The 18836-nt window shown below is 60.9% G+C and carries 14 protein-coding genes; 7 read left to right on the forward strand and 7 right to left on the reverse strand.

The features are described 5' to 3' along the window. The first annotated feature begins 17 nt into the window (after positions 1-17). The gene (locus MKZ87_RS22915) at positions 18-1571 is read left to right on the forward strand and encodes a PLP-dependent aminotransferase family protein (RefSeq protein ID WP_234206167.1); all 1554 of its coding nucleotides are present in this window, start codon (positions 18-20) and stop codon (positions 1569-1571) included. Here MKZ87_RS22915 and MKZ87_RS22920 read toward each other — a convergent pair whose 3' ends face one another. The 4 genes from MKZ87_RS22920 to MKZ87_RS22935 all read right to left on the reverse strand — a co-directional run bounded on the left by MKZ87_RS22920 (position 1572) and on the right by MKZ87_RS22935 (position 9613). Then, positions 1572-6185, reverse strand: a complete 4614-nt coding sequence (locus MKZ87_RS22920; protein ID WP_234206166.1) for a dermonecrotic toxin domain-containing protein — start codon at positions 6183-6185, stop codon at positions 1572-1574. Positions 6186-6359: 174 nt separating this feature from the next. Next, entirely contained in the window at positions 6360-7460 is a 1101-nt protein-coding gene (locus tag MKZ87_RS22925; protein WP_085702289.1) for a polyamine ABC transporter substrate-binding protein, read from the reverse strand. Next, entirely contained in the window at positions 7457-8482 is a 1026-nt protein-coding gene (locus tag MKZ87_RS22930) for a histone deacetylase family protein (protein WP_085696733.1), read from the reverse strand. The genes MKZ87_RS22925 and MKZ87_RS22930 overlap by 4 nt, the downstream gene beginning before the upstream one ends. A 132-nt stretch (positions 8483-8614) precedes the next feature. After that, positions 8615-9613: an AraC family transcriptional regulator gene (locus MKZ87_RS22935; RefSeq protein ID WP_085696734.1), complete on the reverse strand. Its 999-nt coding sequence runs from the start codon at positions 9611-9613 to the stop codon at positions 8615-8617. 363 nt (positions 9614-9976) lie between these two features. On the opposite strand from MKZ87_RS22935, the gene MKZ87_RS22940 reads away from it, so the two are divergent. Then, positions 9977-10381, forward strand: a complete 405-nt coding sequence (locus tag MKZ87_RS22940; protein WP_085702290.1) for a hypothetical protein — start codon at positions 9977-9979, stop codon at positions 10379-10381. Between the two features lie 68 nt (positions 10382-10449). Here MKZ87_RS22940 and MKZ87_RS22945 read toward each other — a convergent pair whose 3' ends face one another. From MKZ87_RS22945 to aspA, 3 genes are all read right to left on the reverse strand, one after another. Next, positions 10450-11454: an asparaginase gene (locus MKZ87_RS22945; RefSeq protein WP_085702291.1), complete on the reverse strand. Its 1005-nt coding sequence runs from the start codon at positions 11452-11454 to the stop codon at positions 10450-10452. A gap of 99 nt (positions 11455-11553) precedes the next feature. Beyond that, positions 11554-12999 carry an alanine/glycine:cation symporter family protein gene (locus tag MKZ87_RS22950; RefSeq protein ID WP_085696737.1) on the reverse strand — a complete coding sequence of 482 codons (1446 nt, stop codon included), beginning with the start codon at positions 12997-12999 and terminating at the stop codon, positions 11554-11556. Between the two features lie 442 nt (positions 13000-13441). Continuing rightward, positions 13442-14866: an aspartate ammonia-lyase gene (gene aspA / locus MKZ87_RS22955; protein ID WP_085696738.1), complete on the reverse strand. Its 1425-nt coding sequence runs from the start codon at positions 14864-14866 to the stop codon at positions 13442-13444. Between the two features lie 180 nt (positions 14867-15046). Here aspA and MKZ87_RS22960 point away from each other — a divergent pair, with 180 nt between their 5' ends. The 5 genes from MKZ87_RS22960 to MKZ87_RS22980 all read left to right on the forward strand — a co-directional run bounded on the left by MKZ87_RS22960 (position 15047) and on the right by MKZ87_RS22980 (position 18749). Then, positions 15047-15955, forward strand: a complete 909-nt coding sequence (locus tag MKZ87_RS22960; RefSeq protein ID WP_085702292.1) for a LysR substrate-binding domain-containing protein — start codon at positions 15047-15049, stop codon at positions 15953-15955. A gap of 212 nt (positions 15956-16167) precedes the next feature. Further along, complete coding sequence (gene purE / locus MKZ87_RS22965; protein WP_007954291.1) at positions 16168-16659, forward strand: 5-(carboxyamino)imidazole ribonucleotide mutase; 492 nt, start codon at positions 16168-16170, stop codon at positions 16657-16659. Positions 16660-16669: 10 nt separating this feature from the next. After that, the gene (locus tag MKZ87_RS22970; RefSeq protein ID WP_085702293.1) at positions 16670-17752 is read left to right on the forward strand and encodes a 5-(carboxyamino)imidazole ribonucleotide synthase; all 1083 of its coding nucleotides are present in this window, start codon (positions 16670-16672) and stop codon (positions 17750-17752) included. 111 nt (positions 17753-17863) lie between these two features. Beyond that, on the forward strand, positions 17864-18109 hold the full coding sequence (locus tag MKZ87_RS22975; protein ID WP_085702294.1) for a GlsB/YeaQ/YmgE family stress response membrane protein: 246 nt from the start codon (positions 17864-17866) through the stop codon (positions 18107-18109). 103 nt (positions 18110-18212) lie between these two features. After that, positions 18213-18749, forward strand: coding sequence for a DUF3299 domain-containing protein (locus MKZ87_RS22980; RefSeq protein ID WP_085696744.1), 537 nt, complete (start codon positions 18213-18215; stop codon positions 18747-18749). The last annotated feature ends 87 nt before the right edge of the window (positions 18750-18836 follow it).

The raw sequence follows: 18836 nt of genomic DNA on the forward strand, positions 1-18836 counted from the left end.
TTCATAGGTCCATTTTCATGCCCGATTCGCCCACGCTGTCGCTGCCGTTCAACCCCGCCGGTATCGAACTCGACCGCCGCAAAGGCCTGAGCTGTCAGCTCTACCAGGCCTTGCGCATGCGGGTGCTGGACGGGCGACTGGCCAGCGGCACGCGCCTGCCGGCCAGCCGCGATCTGGCGACAGCGTTGGGGATTTCCCGAAACAGCGTGGTGCGCGCTTACGATCAGCTGTATGCCGAAGGTTTCATCGAAGGCCGTGTCGGGGACGGCACTTATGTGGCGCAGTTGCCGCAATCGGTGACACCGGCACGAAAATTATCCACAAAAGTATCCACAGGGTTTTCAACAACCTTACCCACAGCCTTATCCACAATTTCGCTTAATTCCACTGGTGATTTATCCAGAGAAGTTATCCACAGCTGTGCGTTGCAACGGCTTGAGCGCAACCATTTGCCGACGCCACCCAGTGGTCCGCCACGAGCATTCCGGGTCGGTGTTCCGGCCTTCGATCTGTTTCCGTTCGACGTCTGGGCCAAGCTGAACGCGGCCTTCTGGCGCAAACCCGACTTGCAGCAACTGTGTTACGGCGACCCGGCGGGCGATGCGCGTCTGCGTGGTCTGATCGCCGCTTATTTGCGCAGTTCGCGCGGCATGCAGTGTTCCGCTGAGCAAATTGTGATCACCAGTGGCGCACAACAGGGAATCAGCCTTTGTGCACAGTTGCTGGTTGAACCGGGCGCCGGGGTGGGCATCGAGAATCCCGGCTATCGCGCAGCGGGTCATGCCTTCGCGCTGGCCGGTGGTCGGCTGCATGGCATTGCCGTGGACGAAGAGGGCATCGACTGCGCGGCACTGGCGGCTGCCGAAGATTGCCGGGTGGCGTATGTCACGCCGTCTCATCAGTACCCGACCGGGGTAGTGATGAGCCTGGCGCGACGTCTGGAACTGCTGGACTGGGCCGAGCGCACCGGGGGCTGGATCGTCGAGGACGACTACGACGGCGAATATCGCTACACCGGCGCGCCCTTGGCCCCGTTGGCTGCGCTCGACCGCCAGGGTCGTGTGTTGTACGTCGGCACCTTCGGCAAAGTCGCGTTCCCGGCGCTGCGTCTGGGTTATCTGGTGCTGCCTCCGGGGTTGGTGAAAGCGTTTGCGCAACGACGTGCGGTGGATGTCCGGCATTCTGAAGTCAGCACCCAGGCGGTGATGGCCGAGTTCATGGCGGCCGGGCACTTCCAGCGGCACATCCGGCGGATGCGTCGCGCGGCTGTGAATCGGCGCAATGCCTTGATCAACGGCTGGCCTCAAGGCCTGGCGGGCGTCGGCGAATTGCCGGCTGTGTCGGCCGGACTGCATCTCACGGTGGCAGTCGACAGCGTGGCCCGTGAGCAGCAGTTGATAGAGCAAGCCGCCAGTGTGGAGGTGGAAGTCCAGGGCCTGAGCAAGTATTGGCTGCCGGATTCGGTGACGCCGCTCGATCAGCGGGCCGGTCTGGTGCTGGGCTTTGCGGCGGTGCCGGAGCCGGCAATCGAGTCGGCTCTGGCCCGCCTGCGCTCTGTCTGGTGTGAATAGTTATCGGGTGCCCGCCGGCTGTGGCTTGAGGAACAGGTCACGCACCGTCGGGTCGACGATGCGGCGCATTGCATTGTCGACGGCATCGAAGGTGCTCAATGTCTGACGGGTCTTTTCATCGAGGGTCTGCAGATAGGCATCAGCGAATTTCAGGTGGGCGATGGTGTACTGGGCATCCGCGTCACTCTTTCGTTCGTAGTGGAAATGCGCCACCCACATCGGTCGTCCTCCTTTGGCCTTGTCGAGAATCCGGTATTCCTGAAAGTAATCACCCCGCTGTCGGGTTCGGATGCGACCGCGTTCGTCCTTGACGACGTCGACCTGACCGTTGTCGTACAGCCAGTGGAAATAGGTTTCCCGGGGCTTGCGCTGCTTGAGCATCTCCCCGTAGACGGCGTTGCCTTCGGTGCGTGTGATGGTCGCGCCGGCACGCAGATCCGGACTGAGAGCGGCAACCGGCCAGGAATCCAGTTTGGCTGCGCGCCTTTTGGCAAATACCGTGTCCACGTCATTGGCCGCCTGTTCCAGGCGTGCGGCCTGCTGGTCGAACATGTCTCTGATATCAGCGGGAATGCGCCCCGGACGCCGGGCACTTTCGCGAGTCCTCGTGATGAAGTCGTTGATGTCATAGCTCAGCTCCTGCGCTTTGTTGATCAGGTCACTGTCCTCGACTGACTGTGCCGGTTTCGGTGGTCGAGCGGAAATTTTCACGAACGGTGATTCTTCGTCCGACTGGGTCGTACCGGGCAAGCGGGCCTGTTCGGCGGTATTCTGGCGCGGACGGGTTTTGCTGACTTTGACCTTCGGTTGCGAAGTCGAGGGCTGCGGATCCTGTCTGGCGGGTGTCGCGATGGGCTCGACTTGAGGCTCGGGGACTTCGGCGATCAGGCGCTCGCGGGCCAGCTCGCGGAACTCGCCGATCAGTTCGCGAATCCTGTCGATCCTGGCCTGGATGAACTGTGCAGGGTGTTTGGCGGGCAACTGTTCCATCTGATCGTCGAGACTGGAGAGAAGGTCATTCCAGTGTGAAAACTGCTCGATACGCGCGGCTTTTCCGTCCGCAGTGGCGGTTGTGCGTGAAAGTCCGAGCAGCTCGTGAGCGGCATCTGCAGCCTTGACGGTGATGATGCCGATGTCCTGCCGGGCGGCGTCCATTTCCGGTCCGGGATGTTCGACGACGCAGCGTTCAAAGGACATGCCGATTTCGTTGGCCTTCAGATCAAGTTCGCCGTAAGCGGGCATCAACCGTTTCAAGTCTGCGGCCAGTTTTGCGCTTTTGCCGGAATGCTTGACCAGTACAAGCAGAGAGCGATTCAGCGTCTGAAGGGTGGCGATCATTTCGTCACTGAGTGCTGTGGCTCGGGTCGCGATGTCGATCTGTTCACTGCGTGACAGGGGAGAACTGTTGTCAAAGCTGTCCGCGATCCTTTTGGACGTCATCGCATACAGGCGTATCTTCACCCGCAGCCATGAACCCAGGCAGCGATGCTGCTCGGCGGTCATGCGCATCAGTTGTGCCTGGTAGAAAACACCGCCGCCACCGTTCTGGTGCCAGGTCGCGAGCTGTTCCAGCGCCTGGGTGTAGCCCGTCCCATTCGTCATGGCCAGGTCCAGGTAACGTGGCGCAGCGCGCGAATAGGTGGCTTCGCTGTTGTCATTGGGCAAGGCGAGCAATTCGGTCAGCATGTCGCGCTTGTTTGCCGGTTCACGTGAGAAGAACAGTTGCAGGGCTTGCCACGCGGCGTCCTTCTCTTGTTCCTTGGCGCGCCGTAGCGCGTCGAGGCGACCGGTCGGACCGCCCCCACGCAAGCGCAGTTTCGGGTCCCAGTGCCATTGTCCGGATTTGTCGTCATATTTCAGGGGCATGCCGGTGCGTAGCGGGTCGTGCGGATGAATGATGTACACCGGCTCGTCCTTGCGGGCACTGACTTGAAACCAGCGGCTGCCGACCTGGGCATAGGTCTTGTCCGCGACCGTATAGAGGTGGTTGGTCGATGACACCTGTTTGTCGTGCAGGTCAGGGGCCTCGACCTTGAAACTGTCGAGCATCGCAGTGAAGCGCTCGCTGGAGTCCGGTCGCGGGAGGAGCGCAGGTTCCAGCAGTGTGAGATGGCCGGCGGGGATGTCTCCGGTGAGGGTGACAGGATCGTGGGTGACAGCCTTCGGGGCAGGTGACAACTCCGTTGGCTGGTTTTCGAAAGGTTCTTCGGCTTCCCGCAAGGTTTGCGGCGTTTCATGGGTCGCGCTCAATTGCGGATTCAGCGAGCGGTTGCGCCGTGCGACGACCCGGTGGGTCAACAGAATGCCGAGTGTCATCAGAATGTCGGCAGTCGATTGCCAGGTCATCAGGTCATCGCCGCGTTCATGGGCATCGATGGCTTGCTGAATCTGTTCGATGGTCTGCCAGACCCATACGGCGGCACCTGCCGCTCCGCTCATGAAACTGGAGGCGATACTGAAGATCGCCCAGCCGCTTTCGGCCAGCAATGCCCAGCGCCGCTCGCTGTTGGACACTGATTGGCGGTCGGCGAGTTCGATCAATGCCCGACTATTGGCTGCATGCAAGGTGCCCAGAATGTCTCCCGTCAGAGGCTGGTTCGCCAGTTTGATGGGGCCGGTCAGGTCCAGATGCATGAAGGGTTCGAACACCAGTTGGGTCACCGTCCACGGGGAAGGGAGCCCTGTTGCAAAAACATACTGCGAGTATTCGAAACTCAGCGAAGGCGAGCCGAGCCAGGCCAGTACGGAACTGCGCAATTCTCCGGGCTGGTACAGCGCGTACATCAGATTTTGCAGGGATGCGAACTGCATCAGTGGCATGTCCGTCATCGGTCGATACAACAGGCAAGGCCCCTGGCGATGATCGCGGGGGGCAATGATGAACATGTTGGTCACGGTGTCTGACTGACCGCTCAGGCGGCGAACGGGGGTAAACGCCAGTGGGCGGATGGTCACCGGATGCTCCTGCGACGGTTGATCGCCTGTGATGGCGTCCATCAACTGACGGATGCAGGCGTGACCCCGTTCATCGACGCCACCCAGATGTCGGAGTTTGCATTCCAGCGCCAGCAACGGCAGGAGTATGGGCAGTTGGCGCGTGTAGCGAGTCTTCTGTTCGGCAGCACGGACCGGGTCGTCGATAAGGTTGCGCTTGATCAGTTTCGGGTAGTGGAGGCCAATGTCGACCTGCTCTGCCAGGGCACTCAGGTAATCGACCGTCAGCCACGCCGGTAAGGCCCGGCCATCGTCGAAGTCGATGCTTGCCTGATACGGCGGGGTGTTTTGCAAGGCGAATTCACCCAGCGTCTCGCGAACCCGACTCAAGGGATTGGCGAGGGTGAAGCCAGCCGTTTCCATGCTGTCGGTCACGGTGATTCGCAAGCGGTCCAGCGGCAGGTCGGCGGCCCCCTCCGCGCGGGTATCGGCCAGTATTGCCTCCTGCATTTTTTGCTCGGCGTAGGGTTTGATTGCAGGAAGGTCATCGACCTTGAACGCGCCGTCCGCAGCCTCCTGACGCAACGCGCCGAGGTCGACCAGGTAGCGGCTGTAGGTTTGCAGGTCCGTCGCCGACGCCGCTTTCAACCAGTCTGGAATTGCCTTTTCCAACTGGTTGATCCGGTTTCGTTCCGGCGGGCTGAGTCGGTTGGTGTTCTGTGAGCCAGCCATGACCCGGTTGTCGAGGTGCTGACTGGCGGGATCCATTGCCGCGATGGCGACCAATTGATTGGCAACGAGTGCCTGGGCAACAGCGTCGAAGATATTGCCGTCGGGTTCGATCAGGCGCCACTGCAGCGGTGGTTGTGGGTGTTCGGGATCGATACGTTCCGGCAGGGAGTCTCCCAGTTGTTCCAGTGAATCGAACGATTCATAGCCGTCGTCAATGGTGTGCAGCAGAATTCGCTGCCGTTTGCCGAGGGTTGCCGTGATGACCAGGGCGCCGGCGACAAGCGCATGCGAGACGGTGCTGCCATCGACCTGGTCGATGTCCATGATGCAGGCTCGCAGTGCGGTGAAATGATCGCTGGCGGTCGGGCGTTCGGCTTTGTCCGGGTACTGCGCGACGAAGCGCGCCAGCAGGCACGCGTCGCTATCCCAGCCACTGGCGGTCTGAACATCGACAGCCGAGCGCAGTTGGTCGGACAGTACTCGCCAACGGGGCTGGTCCTGTTCGGTTTCATTCCAGTAATCCAGCTGGCGCTGCTGAAATGCGACGAACAGCAGAGGGGCATGTTCGTTCATCAATAAGGTGAGTTCATCCATGCTCACTGCCAGATGGAGCGGTGGATTGGAGAGGGGCATGCCTGTCAGGAAGTGTTCACCTTCGATGAACTCGGCGGTGGTCTTGTGCAGGCTTTGTTGTATCAGGACGTGGGTCAGCGTTTCGAAGTTGCAGGCTTCGACGGTCATCTGCGGCGCATCCATGTTGCGTACCGGTGTGGCGAGCAGGGTGTTATCCGGATCGAGGTGCTGGTCGGGGTAGCGTTCGCTCAATACTGTACGCAACAGTGTCGAGGCGATCTGATGCAGCGAATAGCCTTGACTGGCCATTTCGACCAGTCGGCTCTGTTTCAGCAAGGGAGGGGACACGTCGTGTGTCACTGCAGGTGTATTCACGGGCCTGTTCCATGGGTGAAGAAGGTAGCGGGATTGCTACTTCGATTCCGGTCCACGGTAAGCCGGGTTTTTGCCTGTGCGGTGGTAGATAGATAAGGGCGCCGGCGACACGGTGCGGTACAGGGATAGCGCAAAAAAAGACCCGCGAAGGCGGGTCTTTTTCAATGGCTGGTTTCAAGTGCCGGACTTGATCCTGGTCCACGCCCGGGTCCGCGCCCGTTCTGCATCCCGTGGTAACGGTTGCAGGGTGTAGAGCGTGTTCATCGCCGCATCGGTCGGGTACAGATTCGGGTTGTTGCGAATCGCCGGGTCGACACGTTCGGTGGCGTCCTTGTTCGGGTTCGGATAACCGACGAAGTCACTCACCGGCGCAATCACCTGTGGTTGCAGCAGGTAGTTGATGAAGGTGTAGGCGTCCTGCGGGTTCTTCGCGCCTTTGGGGATGGCGAGCATGTCGAACCAGATCGGCGCGCCTTCCTTCGGCAGGCGCATGTCCACCACCACGCCGTTCTTCGCTTCCCTGGCGCGGTTGGCGGCTTGCGAGAAGCTGCCCGAGTAACCGACCGCGACGCAGATGTCACCGTTGGCGATATCGGCCATGTACTTGGACGAATGGAAGTAGGTCACGTACGGGCGGATCTTCAACAGCAGCGCTTCAGCCTTGGCGTAGTCCGCCGGGTTCTTGCTGTTGGGATCCAGGCCGAGGTGTTGCAGGGCCAGCGGCAGGATTTCCGACGGCGAGTCGAGCAGGGCCACGCCGCACTGCTTGAGCTTGCTGATGTTCTCCTCTTTGAAGATCAGCTCCCAGCTGTCCACCGGCGCGTTGTCGCCCAGCGCTGCCTTGACCTTGGCCGGGTTGAAGCCGATCAGGATGGTGCCGTACATGTAGGGCACGGCGAATTTGTTGCCCGGATCGTTGGCCTCGATCAGCTTCATCAGTTTCGGGTCGAGGTGATTCCAGTTCGGCAACTGACTACGATCCAGCGGCTGGAATACCCCGGCCTCGATCTGCTTGGCGAGGAACACGTTGGACGGCACCACCACGTCGTAGCCCGAATTGCCGGTCAGCAGTTTGGCCTCCAGTGCTTCGTTGGTGTCGAAGATGTCGTAGACCAGTTTGGTCTGGCTGTTCTGCGCCTTGAAGTCTTCCAGTGCTTTGGGGGTGATGTAGTCGAACCAGTTGTAGACGCGCAGGGTGCGTTCCTCCGCCTGCGCCGCGCCGCTCAGCAGCGCTGCGCACAACACCGGCGCGATGAGGTGCTTGAGTCTGCTCATTGTTCGAAACCTTCAAGCACGTTCACCGCGTTGATGCCGATTTCTTCCACCGCGTAGCCACCTTCCATGACGAACAGGGTCGGTTTGCCGAGAGCCGCGATGCGCTTGCCCATCGCCAGGTAATCGGGGCTGTCGAGCTTGAACTGCGAGATCGGGTCGTCCTTGAAGGTGTCGACGCCCAGCGACACGACGATGATGTCGGCGCCGTAGTTGTCGATCTCCTGGCAGGCCTGATCCAGCGCCGCGCTCCAGACATCCCAGCCGGAACCGGCCGGCAGCGGATAGTTGAAGTTGAAGCCTTCACCGGCGCCTTCGCCGCGCTCGTCTTCGTAGCCGAGGAAGAACGGGAACTCCGCTTCCGGGTGGCCGTGGATCGAGGTGAACAGCACGTCGCTACGCTCATAAAAAATCGATTGGGTGCCGTTGCCGTGGTGGTAGTCGACGTCGAGGATCGCGACCTTCTTGTGGCCCTGATCAAGGAAAGCCTGCGCGGCGATGGCGGCGTTGTTGAGGTAGCAATAACCGCCCATCAAATCGCCGGCGGCGTGGTGTCCCGGCGGACGGCACAGGGCGAAGGCGCCACGGGCGCCGCGCTGGATTTCCGCTTGAGCGGTCAACGCCACTTGGGCTGCGCTGTAGGCGGCTTGCCAGGTACCGGCGGTGATCGGTGCGCCGCCGTCGAAGCTGTAATAGCCGAGCTGGCCGTGCAGGCTGGTCGGTTTGACCTGGCGCAAGGTGCGCGCCGGCCAGGTGTAAGGCAGCAAGTCGCCGTCGGTGTTGAATTCGGTCCAGCGCGCCCAGGCGCCTTTGAAGAAGTCGAGGTAGTCGCGGCTGTGGATGCGCTCGATCGGCCCGAGGCCGAAATCCTTCGGCGCCTCGACCGGGCCGAGGTTTTGATGTTTTACCCGTTGCAGCACGTGGTCGGCGCGCGACGGCATCTCGAAGCAAGGCTTGAGTTGCCCGTCGATCAATTCGCAGCGGCCATGGTGCAGGTGGTGATCGTCAGAGTAGATCGTCAGCATTTGTTGTTCTCCGCAGGGGCTGATTCGGTTGATCCCAGTGTTGCGGCGCGGAGCGAATCGGAGAACGGCCAGAGAGGCCAAAAGGGGATCGATGTGGCCAAAAATGCTGACCTGATATCGCCCCTGGACGGTTTAACCGTGTGGACGGAACTGACTCGGCGCCACGCCGCTCCAGCGCACGAACGCATGGCGGAAGCTCGCGGTTTCGCTGAAACCCAGGGTTTCGGCGATGCGGTAGATCGGCAACTGGTCCTCGCACAGCATCTGTTTGGCTCGCTCGAAACGCAGTTCGTCGAGCAGTTCCTGATAACTGCAACCCATGTCCTTCAGATGCCGGCGCAAGGTACGCGGCGAGCAGTTCATCTGCTGCGCCAGACCTTCCAGCCCCGGTGCGGCGTTGAGTTGCGCGCTGAGCAACTGACGGATCCGCCCCAGCCACGCCTGACGACCGGTGAACTCGGTGTTCTGCTTGCGGCAGCGCTCGGCCATGGCCTGGTGGGTGATGATGTCGGCCAGCGGCAGCGGTTGGTCGAGCCAGCGCCGGTCGAAGGCGAAAGCATTGTCCTTGGCGCCGAAGTGCACAGGTGCCTTGAAGTGTTCGGCGTAGCTGTCGCGATAATCTGGCGCGGTGTGCTCGAAGCGGGTGGCGAGCAGCGGTAGCGGATGACCGAGCAAGTCATCGCAGATGACTTTCAGCGACACCAGGCAGAACTCGGCATTGAACACCGCCATTGCCGGGCTCTCGCGGTAATCGGCGGCGACGAACCAGACGCGCTCGCCGTCGTCTTCCAGGCTCAGTTCGAAAAGTGTTCCCAGCAGCGCCGGATAACGGATCGCCAGCCGCAAAGCGTCACCGAAGGTGGCACAGGTCAGCAGCGCGTAACCGAGGATGCCGTAGCAGGAAACATGCATGCGCCGGCCCAGTTCCAGGCCAATGTCGTGCTTGAGCGCGACCGCGTTGGCGCAGACCTGCATCTCCTGATTGGTGGTGATGCGGGTGTCGGCCCGGCTCAGATCCGCCGCGCTGATACCGCTGCCGGCCAGCAGCGCTTCGCTGGACAGGCCTTGATCCCTGAAGGTGTTGAGCACCAGGGCGACGGCGTTGAGGGTGGTGAGGTGGGAGTGGAGCATCGAGGACTTCCAGCCTTGGGGATACCGGAATAATGAGCAAATTGTGTGCCGCCAGCATGCCTGCATTAATCAAGCGATGGCCCGGTTAATAACTTGTCGATGTTGATAACTGAAGTTTTATTTTTCGGTTAAGTTGAAGTTATTGCTGTTGGCACTTGAAACTTAAAATAAAAACAATCATTCGACAACTGTCAAAGTTGACAGGTTTTTCGCGAAAACGCTGCCGTTCGTCAGTTATATTGGCTGATTGAAAACATTTTTTTATTTGTCGTGTTGATATTTGACTGCCAGTGGGTCTGTTGCTAGTTTCGATTGTAAGTGCACTTGTTGTTTTGAGGTTCCAATAAATTTCGGAGAACGGCTATGGATAACAATGGTTCGCAGGTCAACAACACCCGATCTTCAGCGGCTTCCCTGCCGAAGGGCATGATCAGAGGGCTTTTGGATGGTGGGAACTTTGCGCTACCTGGATTGCGCCTCGATAAAGAAGGCGTTGCTCTAGTGTTTGCTGACTATGACGGCCAAAGTTTCAAGAACAAAATTACGCTGCTGGTAAAACAAGAATACCTGGGCACGGAAGTTAAAATTCCGGAGCACGCACATTTCGAGATTACGACGGACGATGTTTTGTATCTCGATGGGTTAGGGACAGTAAAGCTGGAGCGTGTAACGGGGTTTCCGTGGATGGCGTTCAAAGGTATCGTCAGTGTTGATTTCGACAATGGAAAAAGGAAGTTTGCGGGAAGTTTTGATTTGGCTGAAGAGTAATTGTTGGTGCAGGCTCTCCCTGGGGAGGGCCTGCTTGTTTCAGGCATCAGATCGCAGGTCTGTGTTACTCAGAGCAGCTCCCCGCACAAGTCCAGTTCCATCAACCGGCGAACCTGCGCGACATCCAGCCCTGCGCCGAGCAATGCATTCAACTTGCCGAATGCCGCCTCACGGGTCATCCCGCCGCCGGACAACACGCCAACCCCGCGCAGACGGCTGCCGGCTTCGTAGACATCCAGCTCCACACCGCCCTCATGGCACTGCGTAACCGCAACCACGACCACGCCGTTATTGCGCGCCCGATCAAGGCTGGCCAGGAACGCCGGGTTATCGCTCGGTCCGGTGCCGCTGCCGTAGCACTCCAGCACCAGACCCTGGATGCCGCTATCGAGCAGGCCGTCGATGATCTCGGCGCCGATGCCCGGGAACAGCGGCAGCACGGCAACCCTGGCCAGTTGCTTCGGCTGGTTGTAGTTCAGCGCGGCCGGCAGGGAAGTGGCTTTCACGCCACCGCCCTGACGCTCCAGACGTTTGAACGGATGACGGCCGAAGCTGCGCACTTTTGCGCAACGGGTCGGGACCAGCAGTTCGCCGTGGAAATACAGATGCACGCCCGGCGCCAGGCCCTGGCCGAGGGCGACCAGCGCGCCGCTGAGGTTTTCCCAGGCGTCGCTGTCGGTGACGCCGGCCGGCAGCATCGAGCCGGTGAAACACACACGGGCATGCAGGCCGAGCAATTGGAAGCTCATGGCGGCGGCGCTGTAGGCCAGGGTGTCGGTGCCATGCAGGATCAGCACGCTGTCGCAGCCCTGCACATCAACGGCGTCGACCACCGCTTCACGCAGTTGCTGCCAGTAGGCCGGGGTCATGTTGGCGCTGTCGATCAGCGGCGACATCTCGCGAAAGCGCCACTGCGGCACCACCAGCTCAGGCTGGCTGTGCAGGTAGTCGCGCATCCGCGCTTCGAAACCGGAGGCCGGGGCCAGGCCATTGGCGCTGGCTTGCATGCCGATGGTGCCACCGGTGTACAGCACCATGACGTGCTGGGCGGCAGGGTAGGTCGAGGAATTCATGGGGAGTTCTCCTGAGCGAGGACAGCAGGCGGTCGAGCATGACGCCGACCGCTGCCTGTGTCACGCCGGGCGCAAGAGCTGCGCCCGGTTTTTACCCGATCAGCGTTGCGCTGCCGGGATGCCTTGCGGCTGAGTGTTGGCCTGGGTGTCGGCCGACGGATTGGCAGGCCAGGCTTTGAGGTCCAGATCCAGGTCGCTGAACTTGCTGGAGTCGAACACTGGTTGGTCGACGCCGGCGCGGCGCTGCGCATCGTAGTCGCGCATCACGCGCATGCCGACCTTGAACAGCATGGCCAGTGCCATCAGGTTGACGAAGGCCAGGCAGGTCATGGTGATGTCGGCGAAGGCGAACACGGTCGACAGATCCTGCATCGAACCCCAGACCACCAGGGCCAGCACCAGACCGCGGAACGTCATCAGCACAGCGCGGTTGCGGGTGAGGAATTGCAGGCTGTTTTCGCCCAGATAGTAGTTGTAGAGGATGCAAGTAAAGACGAACAGCGACAGCGCGACGCTGACGAACAGGCGGCCCCAGTCACCGACCACGGCGGCCAGCGAGTTCTGGGTCAGGACGATGCCGTCACCTTCGAACCCCGGGGTGTAGAAGCCCGACAGCAGGATCAGCAGCGCGGTGCAGGTGCAGATCACGAAAGTATCGAGGAACACGCTGAACGCCTGAACCACGCCTTGAGCGCCAGGGTGCTTCACGGCGGCCACGGCGGCGACGTTCGGCGCACTGCCCAGACCGGCTTCGTTGGCGAATACGCCACGCTTCACGCCCATGACGATGGCGCTGCCAAGCAGGCCGCCGAAAGCCGGGTCGAGGCCGAAGGCACTCTTGAAGATGGTTTCCAGCATGGCTGGCACGTGTTCGATCTGGGTGCCGATCACGTACAGGGTCACGCCGATGTAGGCCAGGGTCTTGATCGGTACCAGCAGGTCGGACACCGAGGCAATACGCTTGATGCCACCGATGAAGGTAATGGCCAGCAGCACAGCCAGGACGATGCCGGTGTGTTGCGGGTCAAAGGCAAAGGCGTTTTGCAGCGAGTGGGTCACGGTGTAGGACTGCAGGCCGATGAAGGCGAAGCCGTAGGTGACCAGCAGCAGAATCGAGAACACCACCGCCATGCCTTTGAGTTTCAGGCCGTGCTGGATGTAGTAAGCCGGACCGCCACGGTACAGGCCGTCGCCGTCGGCGCGCTTGTAGACCTGGGCCAGGGTGCATTCGAAGAAGCTGCTGGACATGCCGACCAGAGCGGTCACCCACATCCAGAACACCGCACCCGGACCACCGAGGGTCACGGCGATGCCGACACCGGCGATGTTGCCCGCACCGACGCGGCCGGCAAGGCTGAGCATCAGGGCCTGGAACGAACTGAGCTGCCCGGCGTTGCCTTTGAGGCTGTCGCGGAACACCGCGAACATGTGGAAGAAGTGGCGCAATTGAACGAAACGCGAGCGAATCGTGAAGTAGCTACCGAGCCCGACAATGAGCACGATCAGTACTTTCCCTGAGAGGAAGTCGTTGATGACTTCGAGCATGGATTTTTCCTCGCTGTTTATTGTGTAAGCAAATGCTGGATGGTCGGAAACATCGCGTTACACCGGTGTGCGCGCGGCACAACGGGCGAGGCGAGGGTTTCGTCCCGGATCCATATCGCGGGTTTGTTATTAGTTCGGGTTTCGCATGGGTTATGGCCTCGTTACCGACGACCGCTCACGCGAAGAGGGGCGGCACTATACCGATCAGTGCGGCGCCCGTCTGCACGGTTGTGGTGCAAGCGACGAAACGAAGCTTTGAAACACCCGACGTTACCGGCGTCGGGCTTGTCTGGGAGCCGGTTTGCGGCCAGCTTCCATACATACGGTTCTCAGGTTCAAACAGTTAAAAAAAAGGGCTCGGGGAATGCTCCCCAAGCCCTCAAAAGGTGAGAGGTGTCTAGTCCCTCGACCTGGTGAGCGGTGCTACAAGTAACGCGTCGGATCAGGCCTTCAGAGGTACCAGACGCGGAGCAATCATGTTTTCCGGGCGCAGGATGTCGGCGAGCATGGCTTCGTCGAGCAGACCTTCTTCGCGCACCAGTTCCAGCACGCCGCGGCCGCTTTCAAGGGCGATACGGGCGATGCGGGTGGCGTTTTTGTAGCCGATGTACGGGTTCAGTGCGGTGACCAGACCGATCGAGTGTTCGACCAGTTCACGGCAGCGCGCTTCGTTGGCGGTGATGCCGACGATGCAGTGCTCGCGCAGCATGTCCATGGCGCGTTGCAGCAGACGGATCGAGTCGAGGATCTTGAAAGCGATCAGCGGCTCCATCACGTTCAGTTGCAGTTGGCCGCCTTCGGCTGCCATGGTCAGCGCCAGATCGTTACCGATGACCTGGAAGGCCACCTGGTTCACGGCTTCCGGGATGACCGGGTTGACCTTGCCTGGCATGATCGAGCTGCCTGGCTGACGCGCCGGCAGGTTGATTTCGTTGATGCCGGTGCGCGGGCCGCTGGACAGCAGACGCAGGTCGTTGCAGATCTTCGACAGCTTGACCGCGGTGCGCTTGAGCATGCCGGAGAACAGCACGAAGGCGCCCATGTCGGAGGTGGCTTCGATCAGGTCGGCGGCTGGAACCAGCGGCTGACCGCTGATCAGCGCCAGACGCTTTACGGCCAGGGCCTGATAGCGCGGGTCGGCGTTGATGCCGGTGCCGATCGCGGTGCCGCCCAGGTTCACTTCGGTCAGGACTTCCGGAGCCAGTGTTTTGAGACGGGCCAGGTCTTCGCTCATGGTGGTGGCGAAGGCGCGGAACTCTTGACCCAAAGTCATCGGCACGGCGTCTTGCAGCTGGGTACGACCCATCTTCAGGACGTGGTTGAATTCTTCACCCTTGGCCGCGAATGCCTGAATCAGGCTGTCGAGGCTGGCCAGCAGCGCGTCGTGACCCAGCAGCAGACCCAGACGGATTGCGGTCGGGTAGGCGTCGTTGGTCGACTGCGCCATGTTCACGTCGTCGTTCGGGTGCAGGTACTGGTACTCGCCCTTCTGGTGACCCATCGCTTCCAGCGCGATGTTGGCGATCACTTCGTTGGCGTTCATGTTGGTGGAGGTACCGGCGCCACCTTGAATCATGTCGACCACGAACTCTTCGTGGAAATCACCGCGGATCAGACGTGCACAGGCTTCGCTGATGGCAGCGTGCTTGGCTTCGCTCAGGTGGCCCAGCTCACGGTTGGCGTCAGCGGCGGCCTGTTTGACCATCGCCAGACCGACAACCAGCTTCGGGTAGTGCGAAATCGGAACGCCGGAGAGGCGGAAGTTGTTCACCGCTCGCAGGGTCTGGATGCCGTAATACGCTTGAGCAGGGACTTCGAGGGCGCCAAGCAGGTCGTTTTCTGTGCGGAATGATGCAGCGGAGGACATGATAGAAATCATCTCGATATGGACCCGGTCTGTGCCGGAACGCTGCGAATGCTAGGCTTGTGGGAGTTTTTGGGCCAATGCTGTTAAACACTGCCCTATGCACATTCGGCATAATGCCCGTGTGACGCCGCGTGCGCGGCAGACGTGTGACCTGTTTTGGTGCGTGTCCGGGAGGACGTGATGAATCTGGAAAGCAAATGGCTCGAGGACTTCAGTGCTCTGGCCGCCACCCGCAGCTTCTCGCAGGCGGCCGAACGGCGCTTCGTGACCCAGCCGGCGTTCAGTCGGCGGATCCGCAGCCTGGAAGCGGCGCTCGGGCTGACGCTGGTCAACCGCTCGCGTACGCCGGTCGAGCTGACAGCGGCGGGGCAACTGTTCCTGGTGACCGCGCGCACCGTGGTCGAGCAGCTCGGTGAAGTGCTGCGCCATCTTCATCATCTGGAAGGCGGGCAGGGCGAAGTGATCCAGGTCGCGGCGGCGCACTCGCTGGCCCTCGGTTTTTTCCCTCGCTGGATCGCGCAACTGCGCAACGAAGGCCTGAACATCGCCACGCGGCTGGTGGCGACCAACGTCGGCGACGCAGTGCACGCGCTGCGTGAAGGTGGCTGCGATCTGATGCTGGCCTTCTATGACCCGGACGCGGCCATGCAGATGGACCCGGAAATCTTCCCGTCGCTGCACCTGGGCCACACCGAAATGCTTCCTGTGTGTGCGGCGGATGCCAACGGCAAACCGCTGTTCGATCTGGAAGGCGAGGGCAGTGTGCCATTGCTGGCGTACAGCGCCGGGGCGTTTCTCGGGCGTTCGGTAAACGGATTGCTGCGTCAGCGTCAGCTGCGCTTCACCACCATCTATGAAACCGCTATGGCTGACAGCCTTAAAAGCATGGCCCTGGAAGGCCTCGGCATTGCCTGGGTTCCGCAGTTGAGTGTGCGGAACGAACTGGCCCGGGGCGAACTGGTGATCTGCGGCGGTCCGCAATGGCATGTGCCACTGGAGATTCGCCTCTACCGCTGTGCGCTGGTGCGCAAGGCCAATGTGCGGTTGTTGTGGCGCAAGCTGGAAGGCGGTGCGGCACAATCTTCCTGAATGCGCTGGCGCTGACCTTTGAGTCAATAAAACCGGGGCTTTGGCTCATTTGACAGATGGTCGCAACGGGGGCTGTTTATTGCTTTCTTTGCGGTATACTGCGCGGCCTTCGGCCGGTTCGTCCGGCCATTTTTCCTACAACAAGCCACGCATCCTGCGTGGCTTGTTGTTTTTGACGCGCCTGCGGGCGCCCAGAGAGAAGAGGCGCGACGATGAGTGCACTGGTTGGCGTGATCATGGGCTCCAAGTCCGATTGGTCCACCCTTAGCCACACCGCCGATATGCTGGAAAAGCTCGGCATCCCTTACGAGGTCAAGGTGGTTTCCGCCCATCGCACCCCGGATCTGCTGTTCCAGTACGCCGAAGAGGCTGAAGGCCGCGGCATCGAGGTGATCATCGCCGGTGCCGGTGGCGCAGCCCACCTGCCAGGCATGTGTGCGGCCAAGACCCACCTGCCGGTGCTGGGCGTGCCGGTGCAGTCGGCCATGCTCTCGGGCGTCGACTCGCTGCTGTCGATCGTGCAGATGCCGGCCGGTATTCCGGTTGCCACTCTGGCCATCGGCAAGGCGGGCGCGATTAACGCCGCGCTGTTGTCGGCGAGCATCCTGGGCGCCAAGCATCCACAATTCCACGCGGTACTGAAGACCTTCCGTGCCGAGCAGACAGACAGCGTCCTGGACAATCCAGACCCACGTATTGCCTGAGGTTGTTGAGATGAAGATCGGTGTAATCGGTGGCGGCCAGTTGGGTCGCATGTTGGCCCTGGCGGGCACCCCGCTGGGCATGAACTTCGCTTTCCTCGACCCTGCGCCGGACGCTTGCGCCGCTGCGCTGGGCGAACACCTGCGGGCCGATTACGGCGATCAGGATCATCTGCGCCAATTGGCCGATGAAGTCGATCTGGTGACCTTCGAGTTCGAAAGCGTCCCGGCCGAAACCGTGGCCTTCCTTTCGCAATTCGTACCGGTCTACCCGAGTGCCGAAGCCCTGCGCATCGCTCGCGACCGCTGGTTCGAAAAGAGCATGTTCAAGGACCTCGGGATTCCGACCCCGGCATTCGCCGACATCCAGTCGCAAGCCGACCTGGACGCCGCCGTTGCTTCGATCGGTCTGCCGGCCGTGCTGAAAACCCGTACCCTGGGTTACGACGGCAAGGGCCAGAAAGTCCTGCGCAAGCCGGAAGACGTGGTCGATACCTTCGCTGAACTGGGTAGCGTGCCTTGCCTGCTGGAAGGCTTCGTGCCGTTCACCGGCGAAGTGTCGCTGATCGCCGTGCGTGCCCGCGATGGCGAGACCAGGTTCTATCCGCTGGTGCACAACACTCACGACAGCGGCATCCTCAAGCTGTCGGTCGCCAGCTCCGATCACCCGCTGCAGGCGCTGGCCGAAGACTATTCCAGCCGCGTGCTCAAGCAGCTGGATTATGTCGGCGTGATGGCGTTCGAGTTTTTTGAGGTCGACGGTGGCCTCAAGGCCAACGAAATCGCTCCGCGCGTGCACAACTCCGGGCACTGGACCACCGAAGGCGCCGAGTGCAGCCAGTTCGAAAACCATCTGCGAGCCGTTGCCGGTCTGCCGCTGGGTTCGACTGCCAAGGTCGGCGAGAGCGCGATGCTCAACTTCATCGGCGTCGTGCCGCCGGTGGAGAAAGTCATCGCCATCGATGATTGCCATCTGCATCACTACGGCAAGGCCTTCAAGGCCGGGCGCAAGGTCGGTCACGCCAATCTGCGCTGCAAGGACAAGGCGACTCTCGAGCAGCAGATCCTCAAGGTCGAAGCACTGATCGCCGAGTAACGACAGTTTCATCTGGCAGCGGCGGAACCATTAGGGGGCCGCCGCTCTCTCATGGCAGGATGCCAAAGTCTGACTAGGCTTGGGCATATCTACTATTCAGAGGGAAATGCCATGGGAATTATCGGAACCATCTTTATCGGCCTCATCGTCGGCCTGCTGGCGCGGTTCCTGAAACCGGGCGATGACAGCATGGGCTGGATCATGACCATCCTGCTCGGTATCGGCGGTTCGCTGGCAGCCACTTACGGCGGCCAGGCCCTGGGCATTTATCAGCCGGGTGAAACAGCAAGCTTCATTGGCGCGCTGGTTGGCGCGATTGTGCTGCTGGTGATCTACGGCCTGATCAAAAAGAACTGATCCAAAGCGACAAAGCCCTCTCTGCCAATCCGGCGGGGAGGGCTAGAATGCTCGGCGATTCAGCGTTCCCTCCTTATTCGAGCATCCTTTACCGAGCACCTCCATGCGCCGTCTTCTATTGACTCTCCTTTTGCTGGGCAGCGGTCTGGCTCACGCCGGTGATCTGCCGGAAACCGACTGGCTGGAACTGATGCCCAAGTCGGATCAGAAAGCCCTTGAGGCCATGCCTGAAATCGACCACAACTCCCCGGAAGCCACCGGCACCTTCACCCAGAAAGGCGGGATGAAGCAGGCCAAGGGCTTGCCGGCGGTGATGTATTCGACCAAGACCGTGGCGTCGATGAACGACAAGCACATCCGTATCGGCGGTTATCCGGTGCCGCTGGAGTCCGACGCCAAGGGGCGCAGCACGTTGTTCTTCCTCGTGCCGTATCCGGGCGCGTGCATTCATGTGCCGCCACCGCCGCCGAATCAACTGGTGCTGGTGCGTTATCCAAAAGGCTTGAAGCTGGATGACATCTACACGCCGCTGTGGGTGACCGGCACGCTGAAGATCGAAAAGGTCAGCAATGACCTGGCCGATGCGGCGTATGCGCTGGACGCGGACAAGGTGCGGGTGGTGCAGGAATCGGATCTGTAATTGCGACCCGCAAAAAAAAGGTTCTTCACGGATTACCGGGAAAGACGCTCTTGATCTTCATGAAAAAGAATTCGCTATCCCGGTAAC

The sequence above is a fragment of the Pseudomonas sp. MCal1 genome (assembly GCF_026341415.1).
Classification (GTDB): domain Bacteria; phylum Pseudomonadota; class Gammaproteobacteria; order Pseudomonadales; family Pseudomonadaceae; genus Aquipseudomonas.